This window comes from Lactobacillus sp. UBA5813 (genome assembly GCF_002417895.1).
GTDB lineage: Bacteria > Bacillota > Bacilli > Lactobacillales > Lactobacillaceae > Lactobacillus > Lactobacillus amylolyticus.
In genome coordinates, this window is sequence record NZ_DICZ01000027.1 from 30,860 (window position 1) to 47,550 (window position 16,691).

At 34.3% G+C, this 16,691-nt stretch carries 13 protein-coding genes and 3 pseudogenes; 11 read left to right on the forward strand and 5 right to left on the reverse strand.

What is annotated here, in order from left to right:
- Position 1 precedes the first annotated feature (1 nt).
- The 9 genes and pseudogenes from purM (at position 2) to B2008_RS05315 (ending at position 9,481) form a co-directional block, all read left to right on the forward strand.
- Complete coding sequence (gene purM, locus B2008_RS05275; protein WP_281828313.1) at positions 2–1,039, forward strand: phosphoribosylformylglycinamidine cyclo-ligase; 1,038 nt, start codon at positions 2–4, stop codon at positions 1,037–1,039.
- 9 nt (positions 1,040–1,048) lie between these two features.
- Positions 1,049–1,645 carry a phosphoribosylglycinamide formyltransferase gene (gene purN, locus B2008_RS05280; RefSeq protein ID WP_281828315.1) on the forward strand — a complete coding sequence of 199 codons (597 nt, stop codon included), beginning with the start codon at positions 1,049–1,051 and terminating at the stop codon, positions 1,643–1,645.
- 2 nt (positions 1,646–1,647) lie between these two features.
- Positions 1,648–3,189, forward strand: a complete 1,542-nt coding sequence (purH, locus tag B2008_RS05285) for a bifunctional phosphoribosylaminoimidazolecarboxamide formyltransferase/IMP cyclohydrolase (RefSeq protein ID WP_281828317.1) — start codon at positions 1,648–1,650, stop codon at positions 3,187–3,189.
- Positions 3,190–3,207: 18 nt separating this feature from the next.
- Entirely contained in the window at positions 3,208–4,476 is a 1,269-nt protein-coding gene (gene purD, locus B2008_RS05290) for a phosphoribosylamine--glycine ligase (protein WP_281828319.1), read from the forward strand.
- An 84-nt stretch (positions 4,477–4,560) separates the two neighbouring features.
- Positions 4,561–5,046, forward strand: coding sequence for a DUF234 domain-containing protein (locus B2008_RS05295; protein WP_281828321.1), 486 nt, complete (start codon positions 4,561–4,563; stop codon positions 5,044–5,046).
- A gap of 2,092 nt (positions 5,047–7,138) precedes the next feature.
- Positions 7,139–7,378 (forward strand): hypothetical protein, encoded by a 240-nt coding sequence (locus B2008_RS05300; protein ID WP_281828323.1) that lies wholly within the window; start codon positions 7,139–7,141, stop codon positions 7,376–7,378.
- Complete coding sequence (locus B2008_RS05305; RefSeq protein WP_281828325.1) at positions 7,375–7,674, forward strand: SEC10/PgrA surface exclusion domain-containing protein; 300 nt, start codon at positions 7,375–7,377, stop codon at positions 7,672–7,674. The genes B2008_RS05300 and B2008_RS05305 overlap by 4 nt, the downstream gene beginning before the upstream one ends.
- A 400-nt stretch (positions 7,675–8,074) precedes the next feature.
- A pseudogene (locus tag B2008_RS05310) lies at positions 8,075–8,460 on the forward strand (aldo/keto reductase); the annotation flags it as partial.
- A pseudogene (locus B2008_RS05315) lies at positions 8,447–9,481 on the forward strand (MFS transporter). The pseudogenes B2008_RS05310 and B2008_RS05315, both read left to right, overlap by 14 nt.
- 38 nt (positions 9,482–9,519) lie before the next feature.
- Here the strand turns inward: B2008_RS05315 and B2008_RS05320 are convergent.
- On the reverse strand, positions 9,520–11,592 hold the full coding sequence (locus B2008_RS05320) for a hypothetical protein (protein ID WP_281828326.1): 2,073 nt from the start codon (positions 11,590–11,592) through the stop codon (positions 9,520–9,522).
- 338 nt (positions 11,593–11,930) lie between these two features.
- Here B2008_RS05320 and B2008_RS05325 point away from each other — a divergent pair, with 338 nt between their 5' ends.
- Both B2008_RS05325 and B2008_RS05330 read left to right on the forward strand, forming a co-directional pair.
- On the forward strand, positions 11,931–12,413 hold the full coding sequence (locus tag B2008_RS05325; RefSeq protein WP_281828327.1) for a hypothetical protein: 483 nt from the start codon (positions 11,931–11,933) through the stop codon (positions 12,411–12,413).
- Positions 12,365–12,850, forward strand: coding sequence for a type II CAAX prenyl endopeptidase Rce1 family protein (locus B2008_RS05330; RefSeq protein WP_281828328.1), 486 nt, complete (start codon positions 12,365–12,367; stop codon positions 12,848–12,850). Before B2008_RS05325 ends, B2008_RS05330 begins: the two co-directional genes overlap by 49 nt.
- A 158-nt stretch (positions 12,851–13,008) precedes the next feature.
- Here the strand turns inward: B2008_RS05330 and B2008_RS05335 are convergent.
- The 4 genes and pseudogenes from B2008_RS05335 to B2008_RS05350 form a co-directional block, all read right to left on the reverse strand.
- Positions 13,009–13,440: pseudogene (locus B2008_RS05335) on the reverse strand (tyrosine-type recombinase/integrase); the annotation flags it as partial.
- A gap of 39 nt (positions 13,441–13,479) precedes the next feature.
- Positions 13,480–14,787: an SLAP domain-containing protein gene (locus B2008_RS05340; RefSeq protein ID WP_281828329.1), complete on the reverse strand. Its 1,308-nt coding sequence runs from the start codon at positions 14,785–14,787 to the stop codon at positions 13,480–13,482.
- A 76-nt stretch (positions 14,788–14,863) separates the two neighbouring features.
- Positions 14,864–15,811 (reverse strand): class III bacteriocin, encoded by a 948-nt coding sequence (locus B2008_RS05345; RefSeq protein WP_281828330.1) that lies wholly within the window; start codon positions 15,809–15,811, stop codon positions 14,864–14,866.
- A 250-nt stretch (positions 15,812–16,061) separates the two neighbouring features.
- Positions 16,062–16,685, reverse strand: coding sequence for a hypothetical protein (locus B2008_RS05350; protein ID WP_345739784.1), 624 nt, complete (start codon positions 16,683–16,685; stop codon positions 16,062–16,064).
- Positions 16,686–16,691: the final 6 nt, after the last annotated feature.

The following is a 16,691-nucleotide window of genomic DNA, read 5'->3' on the forward strand; positions in this document are numbered from 1 at the left end:
AATGAATCGTTATAAAGAAGCAGGCGTAGATGTCACTGCTGGTTACGATTTGGTTACTAAAATTAAACCTTTGGTGGCTGCGACCAAACGTAAGGGTGTAATGGGCGGTATTGGCAGCTTTGGTGGCATGTTTGATTTAGAAGAATTGGGTTATCAACATCCTGTTCTTGTCTCAGGCACAGATGGTGTTGGCACTAAATTGATGATTGCTCAAAGTCTGCATAAGAATGACACGGTCGGTATTGATTGTGTAGCGATGTGTGTAAATGATGTGCTAGCCCAAGGTGCCGAACCATTATTTTTCCTAGATTATATTGCTTGTGGTCACAATAATCCTACAAAACTCGCAGATGTAGTTAAAGGTGTGGCAGAAGGCTGTAAGCAAAGCGGGTCAGCTCTAATTGGTGGCGAAACCGCAGAAATGCCTGATATGTATGAGCCCCACGAATATGATCTAGCTGGTTTCTCAACTGGTATTGCCGATAAAGAAAATATATTATCTAGTTCTTTGGCAAAAGCAGGCGATCACTTGATTGCTTTACCAGCAAGTGGCGTTCATTCCAATGGTTTTAGTTTGGTTAGAAAAATTTTCTTTAAAGATCATCAGATCTCTTTAAATGAGAAGCCAACCGAATTGGGGGGAAAAACTCTTGGCGAAGAATTGCTTACACCCACTAGAATTTATGTCAAAGCCGTTTTGCCGTTAGTCAGAAAACATTTGGTTCACGGAATTGCTCATATTACTGGTGGTGGACTCATCGAAAACTTACCACGGATTTATAGTGACAATTTACAAGCGATTGTTAATAAAGGCTCTTGGCCGGTTTTGCCAATTTTTACTTATTTGAAAGACTTAGGTCATTTGAATGCAAAAGATTGTTTTAACACTTTCAATATGGGGATCGGTCTAGTGTTAGCCGTTTCGCCTTCTAATGTTGATTTAGTTAAAGAACAGCTGAATTCTGAAGATGAAAAGTTTTATGAAATTGGTAAATTAGTCGCTCGTCCTGAAGGTCAAGAGAAGATCGTCATTGAATAGGAGACAAAAATGAGAGTTGCTATTTTAGCCTCTGGGAATGGCACTAATTTTGAGTCTTTAACAAAAAAATTTCAATCTGGTGATATTCCTGGAACGGAAGCTTTAATGTTTTGCAATCATCCGCATGCTCCAGTAATTAAACGGGCCGAAAGATTGGGAGTGCCATACGAGACTTTTTCTGTTAAAGAGTGTGGCGGTAAAGATGCATATGAAAAGCGTCTACTCAAAGTGTTGCAAGATTATCAAATTGATTTCGTAGTTTTATCAGGGTATCTGAGAGTGGTTGGTCCCACAATTTTGGATAAGTATCCAAATTCGATTATTAATTTGCATCCTGCTTTATTGCCAAACTACCCAGGCCTTAATTCAATTGAAAAAGCTTTTAAGGATTATAAGTTAGGAAAAATAAAAGAAACTGGGGTCACTGTTCATTTTATTGATGCTCACCTAGATCATGGGCCAATTATTGCTCAACAAGCGGTACCAATTTATTCAGATGACACGGTTGATACTCTTGAAGCGAGAGTGCATGCAACAGAGCATAAATTATTTCCAGCTACGTTAAAAAAAGTATTAAGTCAAAGAATAGAAAAGGAAGAAGACTAAAAATGAAGCGAGCATTGATTAGCGTTAGCGATAAAACCAATTTGGTAGATTTTGCCAAAGGCTTAACTCAAAATGATTATGAAATTGTTTCAACCGGTGGTACTAAAAAGGTTTTAGATCAAGCTGGCATTAAAACAATTAGTGTTGAAGAGGTTACTAAATTTCCCGAAATTCTAGATGGTCGTGTAAAAACTTTAAATCCATATATTCATGGCGGCCTTCTCGCTAAGAGAAATAATCCAGAACATATGGCAACTTTGAAGAAATTGAATATTCAGACGATTGATTTAGTTTGTGTAAATCTTTATCCTTTTAAACAAACTATTGAAAAGCCTGATGTAACGACTGAAGAAGCAATCGAAAACATTGATATTGGTGGTCCAAGTCTTTTACGTGCTGCTTCAAAGAATTATCAAGATGTCACTGTTGTGACTGATAAGGCAGATTATGATCTTGTTTTAAAAGAAATTGAGGAAAAGGGTAACACCACTCTTGAAACAAGGGCAAAATTAGCAGCAAAGGTCTTCAGGGCAACTGCTGCTTATGATGCTGTTATTGCCAATTATTTGACTAAGCAAGTTGGACTTGAAGATCCAGAAAAATTAACTTTGACCTATGACTTAAAAGAAAAAATGCGCTACGGTGAAAACTCTCACCAGAAAGCTTGGATTTATGAAGATGCAATTCCTAAGAGCTTCTCTATTCTTCAAGCACATCAATTACATGGCAAAAAACTTTCTTACAACAATATCAAAGATGCCGATGAAGCATTGCGCTGTATTCGTGAATTTCAAGATGAACCAACTGTTGTTGCGATGAAACATATGAATCCATGTGGTATTGGTCGTGGCAATAATCTTGAAGAAGCTTGGGATCGGGCATATAAAGCAGATTCAGTTTCAATTTTTGGTGGAGTCATTGCTTTAAATAGAAAAGTTGACTTAGCGACAGCTGAAAAGATGCACAAGATATTTTTGGAAATTGTTGTTGCACCAGGTTTTGATGATGATGCACTTAAGGTTTTGGAAAAGAAGAAAAACATCAGATTGCTCGAATTAGACTTTGATAAAGAAAATGAACCAACACGTCCAGAGATTGTGTCAGTCATGGGTGGTGTTTTACAGCAAGAACAAGATACCTTGATCGAAAATATCGCTGACTGGAAAGTGGTAACTAAGGTTCGACCAACTAAGGCTCAACTGAAAACAATGATGTTTGCTTTGAAGGCTGTAAAGCACACTAAGTCAAATGCCATTGTAGTTGCTAATGATGAGCGAACTCTTGGAGTAGGTGCTGGTCAACCTAACAGAATTGATTCAGCCAAAATTGCAATTAAACATGCCGGTGAGGCAATTGATCAACATACTGTCCTAGCTTCAGATGCCTTTTTCCCATTCAATGACTGTGTTGAATACGCTGCTCAAAACGGAATCAAAGCTATTGTTCAGCCAGGTGGATCAATTCGTGATCAAGATTCAATTGAAATGGCAGATAAATACGGTGTTGCGATGGTATTTACAGGTTATCGTCACTTTAGACATTAGTTAATGAAAGAAAAAATTATGAAATATAATTTAACTTTATTAGTCGTTGGTTCGGGTGGACGTGAGTTTGCTGTAGCAAAAAAGCTTAAAGAGAGTCCACATGTAAAAACTGTTTATTGCGCACCTGGTAATGTTGGCATGCAAACAATCGGCGTCGAAACTGTTCCAATTGAAGAAACTGATCTCGATGGTTTGCTAAAATTTGCGGAAACTGAAGCTGTTGATTGGACATTTGTGGGACCGGAAAATGTCCTTTGTGCTGGTATTACGGATAAATTTATGAAAGCTGGTCAAAAGATTTTTGGACCTAATCAAAGAGCAGCACAACTAGAAGGGTCAAAGGACTATGCTTTGCGCTTTATGAACAAATATCATATTCCAACTGCTCGGCATGAAACTTTTACTAGTCCTGAGGCTTGTATTTCTGGTTTAGAGGATTTTGACTATCCAGTTGTTATTAAAGAAGACGGATTGGCTGGTGGTAAAGGTGTGACTATTGCTCAGAATAAAGCCGTTGCTGAAGAAACAATCAAAGAAATGTTTGCCGGCGGTCAAACAGCAATTGTTCTTGAAGAATGCCTGGTTGGACCAGAATATTCCATGTTTGTCATCGTTTCTGAAGACCAATTTACGATTTTGCCGATGGCTCAAGATCATAAACGAGTGGGAGATGGCGATAAGGGTCCTAACACAGGCGGTATGGGTTCATATTCTCCTTTACCACAATTAAAACAGGCAGATCGGCAAAGAATGATCGACGAAATAGTCGAACCAACGATGAATGGTTTAATTCAGGGAGAATACCATTATTGTGGTGTATTGTATATTGGTTTGATGTTGACTGAGCAAGGTCCTAAAGTCATCGAATACAATGTTCGTTTAGGTGATCCTGAAACCCAAGTTGTGTTGCCTCGTGTTAAAAATGATTTTGCCGAAGTCATTGATGCGGCGGTAAATCATGAAAAGCTGCCTGAAATTGAAGAAACCAGCAAAGCCGTATTAGGTGTAGTAGTCTGCAGCCAAGGTTACCCAACTCATCCAGCTCCTAATATTCAAATTGGAAAATTACCTGAAAATAAGAATACTTATATTGATTATGCAAATGTTAAGGGCAATTTAGAAGATTTAATTGGAGACGGGGGTCGTCTCTTTATGGCGATTTCAGAAACCGATAGTTTAATTCAAGCACAAGATAACGTGTATTCATATTTGAATAAAGTTAATCTTTCAGATATCTTTTATCGTCATGATATTGGAAATCGTGCCCTTAAAGAACAAAAGATCTAAGAAAATTTTTACAGAAAGTACATAAAAATAACTCCAAGAAACAGAAATTCTTGGAGTTATTTTTGTACTTCTATTTTAGAGATTATGTTCTCATCCGGTTTATTCAGATTTTGGCATACTTATGTTAGTAAATATATGAGTACAATTCTTCGCGGAAAAATAGAAACTGTACTAACGATTATTAAATCTGACATTGATCGTTTCATGGGACCGGAATTCGAAAAGCTTTCACAAAACTATCTGTGGGAGCACATTGATGATACAAATCTTATTCCAGAACCTTTTATTTATCTAAATAATTGGTGGGGTACGGATCCAAGGACTAAAACGCAAGTCGAGTTAAATGTAGTTGGAATTACACCTGATGAATATTTGGCATACTTTGGTGAATGCAAATGGAAGAATGAGCCAATTTCTAAAAGTATTTTAGAAAAATTAATTAATTTGAGTACAATTTTTAAATATCCGCAAAAGAAATATTCTTTGTTTTTAAAATCAGATTTTACGGATTCATGTAAAAAATTAGCCAAAAAGACTGGTTGTAAATTAATTTCTTTTAATGAAATGTAATTTGAAATCAAAATTTTAAATCATATCGAATCCATTAAAGTCAGTACGATCTTTACTATATTATAGTGCTCACAGAGTAAGCAAAAGTAAATAAAAAGTAGTGCTTTTTGAAGTTAACCCCCAGAGTTGGACGAAAATCCAACCTGGGGGTTAACTTCAGACGTCTGCTTCTTTTAGTTGATTATAAATCTTTTTAAAGTCACCATTGCCTTAAATTACTAGTTGAAATTGAAGAGAAAGTTGCAGGTTCGAAGGAGTTAAAGACCCAAAAGCTACCTGCACCGACAATTATTCCAATAATTAAGATTAAAAATCCACGCCATGATATTTCCTTTCTAAACTACAGATATCGAATGTAATTTGATTTTAATAGCTAGAGTTAACTCGAGGGCAACTGTAAATTTGCATTATAGTCCACTCTAGGGGATAAAATCTTTCAAAAAGGAGTGAAATCATGAAAAGGAACGTCCTGGTACTAATATTTGTACTCATATTTTTAGTTACAGGTTGCGGATTAGTGAGACATAATCAGAAGGGAAGTAGTCATAAGATGGTAGAAAAACGAGTCAAAATTCTTGCAAAAAATGGCATGGTTACAGGTACCTTTTTTGACCAAGCATAAGTAAATGAAAAAAAGACAATGGTTATTTTTTCACACGGCTTAGGTTATTCTTATCTATTATTCGATCTAGTTTATGGATAAGACATGTAATAAGAATAATTTAAATTTGAAATTCAGCAAAACAGCATAACTATTTAGCAAAATAATTTAGTTAAATAGTTAATTGACTCTAAAATAATTAAATGAAAGTGTTCAAATTCAAAGATCAATTATGATTAATTAAAATAACTTCATTGTATATCTATAATAAATTTCATATATTTATGAATTATCCAACTTGATTGATTTCAGCAAAGTTAATTTTTATATGAATTCTGACAGATGAATTCTTTGGCATTTAAAAATGATTAAGACAATTAATTATTAAACATTTAAGTCATAAGTAATAAATAGAAGATAAATAGAATAAATATTGTATAAAGATTTTTCAGCGATGATCAAATTTGATCATCGCTTTTTTATATCTGCTAAAAACAGGGATATCTTTGTATGTTTAAAATTTCTGTTTTAATCAAACATGTCATACATGTATTGTAGAGGCAAGCTGCATGTTGAGATGATTATTGCAGCCATTTGTTTAGTTGTTTGATAAGAATATAAATTATAAGTTTTGTTTTTATCTATATTGAATCAAAAATAATCTATTCAATTCCTTGCTGATGGTATATAGATTTTCTGAGTTTGGTGAATTCATTTATTTAAATGTATATGTGAACACCATAAATGCAGAATTGAGTGATTTATGCCAAAAAATATATTCTCATTTAGACTTAAATATGCTGATTAAAAATTTAAATCAGCGAAAATCTTGAATAAAAACCAAGAAAATACTTTTCTTCCGAAGTCTATTTGTATAATACAAATAAATATGATTAAAGTAATCACTTAAAGCAAAAATGTTTTTATAACGACATTTGTTAGAGATTATAAAAATACTAGTCTAAATCATATATACGTACTTGCTAAATTCTGTTCATTATAAAAATTTTGAAATAACATGCCATTCTATTTCTTTTCCCTAATAAACAAATTATTTAGCAATTACCTGTCTGCTTTGCTGCACTTATGACTATATGCGTATATCCTAAATTGAATAACCCTTGTTATTAAGGCATTTCTGCCCTATATTTTAATGAAAAATACTATTACATTCATTATTTTAATATAATATATTATATATTTAGCTTTTTTCAAAAATAAATTGTATTATTTATTTCTTTTATAGAATTGAATAGAAAACACCCCCGAAAAGCCTATATTTAGGCATTCTTCACTTTAAAAACGCCATATATTTAATAACTTAAGCTGTTATTTAACGTATTCGAGTATAGACGACCACTTATAAACTGGTAATGTAATACCTGAAGAGACTTTGAAGAGTAAAACTTATGAGGAACCGACTACTCCTCGCATATAAGTTTTCGAAATTTGTATGGCTTTGTTATATATAAATTGTAGATTAGGAAATTTATGAAAAAGAGCTATAAGTTAATTTCTTTATTTGGAGTTTCTGCAGCATTGGCATTTGGAGGAATTTCCTTTATTAATAATCAAGATAACAATATCAGTTGCCAAACTGTTCAAGCTGCAGCAACCACAAATATTAACTTCTATTCAGGCTATACAAAGAGTAATGTTTTAAAAGCTAATACGGGCAAATTAAGTAAATCAGATAAAGCTGCATTGGTTAAAGGCTCAATGGCTGTATGAAGAATAATGTGTTTAGTGATGACGATTCATCAGACAATCGTACAGTTGATGTCACTAACCTTTCTAAAGCTGATCAGGCTGAGATCAGCAAATATGCTTTAGCAGTTATCAATTCTGCAAGAGCTAAATTTGGTAAAAAAGCATGGACTTATAGCAGTCATGCATTACGTTTTGCTAATGTTGTAGCAAAGAATTACAACGCTGATGGTTGTTCAGTTTGGGACGCAACTCACGATGTTGCCAAAATCGAACGTGCAGCTAAGGGCTATGATGCTAAAACAAGCAATTTGGTTTAAGCTTCAGTTCCCTTGATGGATCTCATATTTCTGTCCACATGATCGGTGTAGCTACTCGTTACATTGTCAACTACAAGAAATACAACAAATCTCGAACCACATCTGGGTCAGTCTCCAGATGTGGGTCTTTTAATTATGTACACATTATTTAACATGCTTCTCTAAATGATTAGAGTAAGTAATGGACTTACTGACCTACTTAAATTTTTCTTCAAGAAATCTTCTAGGAGTAAGATCCTTCAAAATAATTACCAACAATATATTACTTTGCATCAGTAAGTCTACTAATTACACACAATTAAACGACTCATTGGAATTATGTTCCAATGAGCTTTTTCGTTTAAGCATTAATTCAAATGATCTATGATTATATTGGTAGATCTAATTGAAAGAAAAAATAATGCAATACTTTACAATTAATGATGGTAATCGTATTCCAAAAATGGGTTTTGGAACATATAAATTGCAAGGAAATGTAGGCGTTGCTGCGATAACTAATGCCTTGCTTAATGGCTATCGCCTTCTGGACTCAGCTGTTAATTATGAAAATGAAGGTGTGCATTAGGCAGAGCTATCAAGAATAGCAGCGTTCCTCGTGATCACATTTTCGTCACTTCAAAATTACCTGGCCGACACCATGCATATAAGGAAGCAATCACACAAATTCAGGAATCTCTTTATTCGGCTGATCTGGATTACTTTGATCTATATTTGATTCATTGGCCTAATCCAAAAGAAGACCAATATGTTGAAGCATGGCAGGCTTTAATCGATGCTTTTTATTTTCATCGCTTTTATGTTGGGCTGCAACGAATACATGATTGTAGGAGTTTTGCCCGATATTGCCAAAGAGTACCACACATCCTTATCCAGTTTGGGCTATGTAGTAAGGAAATACTTGGACAGCCTTGACTACCAACTATTGGTCATTGTTTTGCTCAAGAATTCTAACGGCATGTACGGCTGGAGCAATTATTTCACTCGTCCTAGTACTCGCAAATTACATTGCACCAATGGATAAACGAGCTGGCTTGCTCTCCTGGGTCTTTGCTGGATTTAGCATCGCATCAGTTGTTGGACTGCCTATTGGTACTATGCTGGCTCATATCTCTAATTGGCATGTAAGCTTTGGCGTTATTTCAATTTTGACAATTATTTCTTTAGTTTCATTACTATTGATTGTTCCCAAAAATACGCCGCAAACCCGCAGCAACCTGCAAAAACAATTTGCCATCTTGGGAGACAAGAGAATAATTTTCGCGGCTTTATTTGTAGTCGCTGTTTGTGCAGCTGACTATACTTACTATACTTTTATTCGGCCATTGATTACTGGCCCCTTGGGCTTTGATACAACAGCCTTGAACTGGATTCTTTCCTTCTTAGGCGTTTGTTCAATTGTCGGTAATAAGTTTGCTGGTTTTTAGCTGATCATAGTGGAGTTAAGCGATTGCCACTCATTTATTTTATAATGACTATTTTATCTTTGCTTTTGGGTGTCACGCTTCATTTCCCATGGATTGGTATTGTCGTCATTTCAATTCTCTGTGTCTTTTATTCAAGTTATGGCGCAACCATGCAAATTATGTTTTTGGATATTGCGCAAGATAAGTATCCCGCTTCCGTCGATTTAGCTTCCTCATTGAATTCTATTTTTGCAAATATCGGTATTTAACTGGGATCCTTTACTGGTTCCGTAATTGCTGGTATTACTTCGATCAATAATTCAGGCTACTTCGCCGCATTTTATGGTCTGATTGCTTTTCTTGCTATCTGGGAAGCAAATCACCTTTATCAAAAAAGCAAATAAAAAACCGGTTAGCTAAGCTAACCGGTTTTTATTCTATTCTAAAATACTTGACCCTTGACCACTTTAGCTACATCAGTTGCTCTAATTGCACCTTCAGGATCATAGTCATCGTTAAACTCTTCACCACCAGTGAAGTAATATGCACCATTGTATTTTACAACATATGGATCAACAAAGAAGTCATATTTACCCTTCTTTAAGATCTGCTTGCTTGGAGTTAATTCTTTGTATTCATCAGTGTTGTAAATTGTAGTATTCTTCTTGGCTTGAACTGAAATTTCAAAGTCAATCAATTGAGTTGGGCCCATCAAATTATCAATCATATTTTGATACTTCTTGTAAGTTGCGCTAGTGCTGAAATTATCAAGCTTAACGTCACTTGCCTTAATGAAGTATGTACTCTTTTCTTGAATCATGAAGTAGTATTGGCCTTTAATTTTTACAACCAAAGTAGTGTAATAGCCAATATTGTTGCCCTTCTTGATTGTACGACCAGTATTTTTCAAACTGATCTTGTTGACGTTGAAGTTAGAACCTGAGCCTACCTTTGTTGAGCTTTGATAAATATAGGTATTCTTTTTGGCTACTAAAGCACTCTTTCGCATATCATAATCAAGCATTTTGGCATACTTAGCTAAAGTTGAATCTTTTTCAATTGAAGCAGGAGTTGCAGAAGAATCATAACCCTTCTTATTCTTAATCTTAGGGGTATCGGCTTGAATGTAATCATTAAGATCAAGCTTCTTGTAACTTACTTGATCGTTTTTGCCATACTCCATTTGCCACAATTCACGATCATGATTTGCCCACTGGATAGAGTTAGAACCTGTTGCAGAAATTGCCGCATTGCGAATTTTAACTTTATCATAATCGGTTAAGAAGTTTGGATAAGCAACCTTGATTTTGGCACCATTCAAATTATTTTCCGCTTGTTTGATTAATGCTGTTTCTAGAATTGCTTGTGTACCAGTTGCAGTCTTTGAATCGGCAAGAGTTTTGCCTTTACTGATGGCCTTATCATAGGTATCACGGTTAGTCTTGCTTGCATTGGTGTATTTCAAACTCTTTTTAACAGTGTCAGCTTTTGATAATTCTTCATTTAAAGCACTTTGCTGACTTGTGCTTGCAGGTTCAGCATCCTGCTCAGCTTCAGAAGCAGTGTTGATAGGAGTTGGCGTTACTCCCTGAGAAATTATCGTTGCTGAAGCTTTAACAAAAAAAGGCTCACTTGGTCTCTCAAATTTTTGTTGGTGCTTGCTATCATAAACAGCAATCGGAGTAGTGTTGATTGAGTAGAATAATTCTGCTTTTTGTTCACTTGGTACCCAAAGATACATTGCGGCATCAACAGCGAAAGTTTCGTGCTTAGAGGTCGTGTAGCCAGGATACATATTCTTTCCGTCAATGTTATAAATTGATGTAGCAGTACCTTTCACTTCAGCAGCGGTACCATATAAATCATCGAATTCGTTGCCATTTTGAACCGAACTTAATAATGTAGTGTATTCGGCAGAAACATAAGTATTCTTCGTACCAGCAATCCGGTAATATTCTTGTGGTACGCCTGAATCAATCCATTCACCACCCGGAATAGCACCGAATCCATCTGCAGTGATGACTGTTCCCTTCTTCAGGGTTTCATTATTAAAAGTACCATCAGCGTTGTTGGTATGAACGGTTTTATCGATTCTAACCTTTACATTTTGATCAGTAAGAATGGTTGAATTATCTACTAGATCAAGATTATTAATGTTGATGTAGCAACCACTGCCGATGTTGTAATATTTCTTGCCTTTGATTGTATAAACTTTAAGGTAGATTTTGCTGCCCTTTTTATCATAAAAGTAATAGTGGGTCTTAGCATTGCTAGTGACAATAGCTGCCTTTAAGCTAGAATTTTTCTTAAAGTACGCATTTTGCTTTTTGTATTTATATACTCTTTGTCCTTTTTTGTTATAAACATAAGAATTATGTTTGAAGCTAAGTTTCCGCTGACTATAAGTAGCAGCAGTAACAACTTGGTTATTGTTGATTGCAATAGTTGCCACGGGGGCAATTCCCATTAATGCAGCAACAGAAACAAGTGCAATTTTCTTATTGAATTTCATCATCGTTACCTCTATTACCTTATCTATCTTCTACTCCTGTATTATATAAGATAGAAACTGTTTTTTCTATCAAATCGCTCCTTAGTTAATTATTTTGTATTATTTTTGCTATCAAATAGGTATAATGAAAATATTTAGAAGAGATAGAATGAAAATATTAAGTTGGAGGCGGTCTAGATGGCAGTTGCTGTTAAATATTGAGATAATTTATGCCATTTTATTTCAGTTATATGAAGGTGCAACCTTTAGCAGGAATAATTTTTAGGTTGCCGGAGAATTGTTTTTGCTGTTAGTTTTAAATTATTTTCAAGGCAAAAACAAAGCTACGTATTATTTAAAACTTGCTGATTCTGCGTGATCAGTTTTGCGAATACTGGGCAATTACCGGTAACAATTTGCTGCATTTGATGCCACAAGTATCGATTTTAATAATTCTGCTTTTATGGCTAGTTTGGTTGGTTCTACTATTGCCAGTAGCGATGGTCTCAGCTAGTCAAATAAAAAATTGGTTTTTAAGATTGATAGCTTTTGGTCTCTTTCTTGATGTGCAATATGGCAGCGATCAAGGCCTGCTTATCAGCAAAAACTTGCCGGTAATGCATTCTATAAATAACCAAGACGTTGTTTCTGCCTTTGCATTACTGATTCTACTTTTAGTAATAAATGTTGCGTGGAATACTTTTGGTGGCAACGGCAATAACATCTTCTCGATTTTATTTTCTTATATTGTTGACATTCACAGTAAATATATCAATGTACCAGTTTTACTTCTGCGTTGGAACCAGGAGTTCTTGAAGAAGCAGAACGCTATATCAACATTATGATTTTGCTAATCGCTTCCAGAAAATTGAAAAAATGGCGTATTCCTATCGCTGTCTATGGTTCAACTTTATTATTTGCTTTGCCCCATTTTTCTAACATTGGATGGAATGGGCAAACGGTTGCGGCCACAATCTCGCAAGTTTTGGCAGTTACTGATGCGATGATGTGGGTTGTTGCCTACTTTTACATTGGTAAATTGTGGTTTATTATGATTGTTCACTTCTTTAACGATTATTTTATAAATATTCAATGGGGTTGGAACTCACCATCAACTTGGACAGGTGACTTTAATGATTGGGCTACAACGATTATTCCATTGATTTTTGGATTGATCGTTACAATTTGGATGATGTATGGCAAGCGTCGTTTAGTAATGGAAGAAAAAGTAGATCGTTTGCTTGGAACAGATCAAGAGCTCGATTTTTCACGCATGCATTAGTTACTTTACATAATTTAATATATTTAAAAAAAGAAAAAGCATCGTCAATTCGACGATGCTTTAATTTTGTACTTTTTATAAATTCGCATTTTAAGGAGCTAAACGATTACTTATTGGTCTTAAATGTTTTTAAAGGCCATAGAATCCTCCTCTCAGCATTAGCCAAAATCAATCGTATCTAAGATATGTTCCCTAGCTTCCTTATCTAATCCAAGGTAAGCCAAAGTAACTTTTTCTGATGAGTGATTCAATAGCTGCATAACTAACGCAATATTATGATTTGATTGTTCATAGACACGATAAGCTCCTGTTTTTCTCATCGTGTGTGTCCCAAGATAATCGATATTTATCACTTCACCTACTTTGTGCATAATCATGTAGTAGCGCCTTTCATCAATGTGTTTGCTTGGATTTTTCATTGATGGAAATAACCATTCACTTGTGAAAATTGGTTGATCAGGATGCTTTTCTTGGTATTCCGTCATCCAGTCATAGTAATCTTCAAGATCATTTTCAACTGGTCTGAAATAGAGCACATTGTGTTTTTGGGTTTTCTTATCAAGAATGTATGCGTTGCGTTTGATTCTTCCATTTTAGTGGGATTGTATCATTTTCAGAAACGTTTTTTTCTACTTAAAATTAGTTACTCTAACATAACGTTTTTGTGTTTTCGTTGCACCTTCAATACGATAATATCGTTTACCATTCTTGAATTTATAGGAACTGCCATACGTTGTAATTTTAGTACCCTTGCGTAAAACATTCTTATTCGCACGGCGATTACTTGTAGCGTAAATATAAGCATTCTTCTTTAAAGTACGCTTAGTCCCATCAACATTAGCAGCCTTAATGTAATCTGGTGCATTGATCACCTTGTAATATTTAACATTCTTAATTACATATATTTTCTTTTCAAAGGTCATCAATTTGAAAGCCGGAATTTTTCTTAGTTTACTACCACCAATACTGTCATAAATTAATGCTTCATGCATTACTCGTTTAGTGACTGCGTCGACATTTTTATGTACTAAATCACTAGTTTTAATCCAAGTATTATTACTTGAACTGTTAGCATCTTCTTGGCTCTTAGTCGATATTCTAGTGTAACTTACTTTATTAATAATTTGAGTATCATTACCAGCATATATGGCATCCCCACGGTTCAGTTGTTCATTCTTCCAAACTCTTCCATCAGAAATGCGATAACTATCAGTCCAAATATCTACGCCCAATCTTTGCATTCCTTGAGGCATTACATAAACTTCAAAACTAGACGTAGACTTCTGACCCTGACTATTAGTTGCAGTAACTTTAAATTGACCCAAACTTCCTGGTTGTGATGGATCAACAGTATCTGAGTCTACAGTCAACGTACCATTATTGCTAGCTGACAATTTAAATTGTACTTTATTGCTTCCAACAAAATTTAATGGATGAAATTTTGAACCTGAAGTAATCTGAAAGATTAAATTATTTACATTCAATTTTTGAGTCGCATTGTTTTGCTCAAATGAAACCTGAACTTCTGGCGCATTTTGTGTAACTGTATATGCGTTACCGAATGGTACTCTTACGTTTACTACCTGACCATTATTTCTAGCAGTCAGGGTAACATAAAATCCAGCAGATGGTATCTGGGCAATATTGTTTGAATTATCAAGTAGCACATTTTGCGATTGTACCTGTCCTCGTAATTCAGATACATTAGTTGTAATTTGAACATTTGGCATACTAAGAGAAACTAAACTTTTAGCCGTTGTCAAAACTTTCTCTAAGCTATCACCATTACTTACTGCAACACCTTTTCCCATAGGTAAAACGGCATTATCAGCTAATTTTTGACCATTAAATAAAAAATATAGATTATCACTATTTAAAGAATTGGTCGTTGATACATTGCTTGCTGCTTTAACATTTATAGGAGTGCGAAGCAACATACTACCTGTTGATAATAGGCTAGCCGCAGTAAGCATGATTTTTAATACTTGTTTCATATTTGTTCTCCATTTCTTTTTAAATACTAGAAGACCATGTAACTCTATATATTCTATTCATTACTGTAAGATTTCCTTGACTAGGATCATGATATGCTACAGTCAAATAAACATCATTGTTATCTATTAATTGTATACCTTCTAATTCTGTTCTATATGAGCCTGCAACCTCATCAAGAGTTCCCGGATTAGTTCTAAAATCTACTTCTTCCCATTCACTCGGATTTGTACTTCGCCAAGGGATTTTTACAATCTTTCTAGATTCACCACCATCTCCATCGTTTGGACTGTATTGGCTGGATATATAAATATATCCTTGATTAGTAACTTCATCATAACTAAAATCAAAGCCCTGTAATGATCCTATTAACCCATTAGATCCAGATAAATTTGAAATTTTGAATGCGTCTTTACAATCACTTGCATAATTTCTTATATCTACAGGAGATGTACCGTTACTATCTAATGCATTATTTATAGCGCTTAATGAATAAATAGAAAAATATGCATTATTAGCATTATCTCCAGTTATTACCATAAAATAGTTATGATCTAAAGATACTGCTGCCTCTACCCTAAACATTTTATTGCCAGAATATCCTATTCCATAACTTGAGCCTGCATAATTTAAGTTCGATAATCTAGGTAATTCCGTATTACTTTTAATCTTTTTATTTTGTGGAATTGTAACTCGGGCTATTTGTTTTGTCCATTTAGCAGCACTTGGATTTAAATCATTGGGTTTGGTGCCAACAAACCATTCATTTTTATTAGCATACGCATATTCCCAAGTTTGAGTATGACCACCTGCTGTGTAATATGTAGAATCATTTTTTTCTTTACGTATCAATCTTAATACAGGTGAATTTTTGTCAAAATTACTTCTGTAGCTCTTATCTCCACGAAACACATAAATATTATTACCTTCATTTAATAATTGTAAAGCATATAAATACCTCGAACCCACATTCCTTTTTGAACAACAACGTGGTACAAATCATCATCGCCGTTATTATAATTATTTAATATATGAAGTAATTCTGTACTGATGTTATATGCTTGTTTCATATTATTAAACATAATACTACTTCTATTTTTAATTACTACATTTCTACTTTCCAGTATGAACTTATAGTTATTTACGTTATTTAAGAAATCCCTAATTAGGGATTTCTTAAATAATAAAATTTACTAATGTGTCAGAATCTTATTAGTAATCACATATTACTCAAATTGTATATATCTTTAATTTGCTGAAAAGCAAACGTCCAACTTTCTTTTAGTTGCTTATTCTCTAAGGAATTTAAAAATTGCATGATCTGATATTCTTTACCTGAATCTATATAATTCAATAAAGTCTTCAGAAATTTGATTCTTGTCACGGTTAATAAATCATTGGTTGAGAAGTTCAACTGACATGTTGCATTCAATACTTTTCTTGCTTCATCTGTTGCTTTTCTTTTGATTAAAACAAACACTGCATTAAGCAGAGTTATGCTGACACTCATTGTTACTAAATCTCTACCATACATTTTACTGGCTAATTCTCTCGCTAATCTATAGACAGTAGTGGTATCTAATAATAATTGCACATCACCAAATAAAATTATCTCTTTTTCAAACAAATAATTAATATTTTTAAAGCATTGAGTCAATTCCGCCTTAAACTCTTTATCAGTTAAATCTGTTTCAGTTAAGTCCATGTAATAGTTAGCGGCATTGGCTACTCTAATTAAATACTCAGATCGTAAGTAATTATCATTTTCTTGATAATACGCGCTAAGTAATTCATTAGTATAGTCTTTTAATTCCTGTACTTTACTCCGGTTTTTTGCGCCAATTCCTTA

Coding starts and splice junctions, on each gene's coding strand:
- purN (WP_281828315.1), top strand. CDS start 1,049: ATGAGAGTTGCTATTTTAGCCTCTGGGAATGGCACTAATTTTGAGTCT.
- B2008_RS05300 (WP_281828323.1), top strand. CDS start 7,139: ATGAAAAAGAGCTATAAGTTAATTTCTTTATTTGGAGTTTCTGCAGCA.
- B2008_RS05305 (WP_281828325.1), top strand. CDS start 7,375: ATGAAGAATAATGTGTTTAGTGATGACGATTCATCAGACAATCGTACA.
- B2008_RS05295 (WP_281828321.1), top strand. CDS start 4,561: ATGTTCTCATCCGGTTTATTCAGATTTTGGCATACTTATGTTAGTAAA.
- purH (WP_281828317.1), top strand. CDS start 1,648: ATGAAGCGAGCATTGATTAGCGTTAGCGATAAAACCAATTTGGTAGAT.
- purD (WP_281828319.1), top strand. CDS start 3,208: ATGAAATATAATTTAACTTTATTAGTCGTTGGTTCGGGTGGACGTGAG.
- B2008_RS05320 (WP_281828326.1), bottom strand. CDS start 11,592: ATGATGAAATTCAATAAGAAAATTGCACTTGTTTCTGTTGCTGCATTA.
- purM (WP_281828313.1), top strand. CDS start 2: ATGAATCGTTATAAAGAAGCAGGCGTAGATGTCACTGCTGGTTACGAT.
- B2008_RS05340 (WP_281828329.1), bottom strand. CDS start 14,787: ATGTTGCTTCGCACTCCTATAAATGTTAAAGCAGCAAGCAATGTATCA.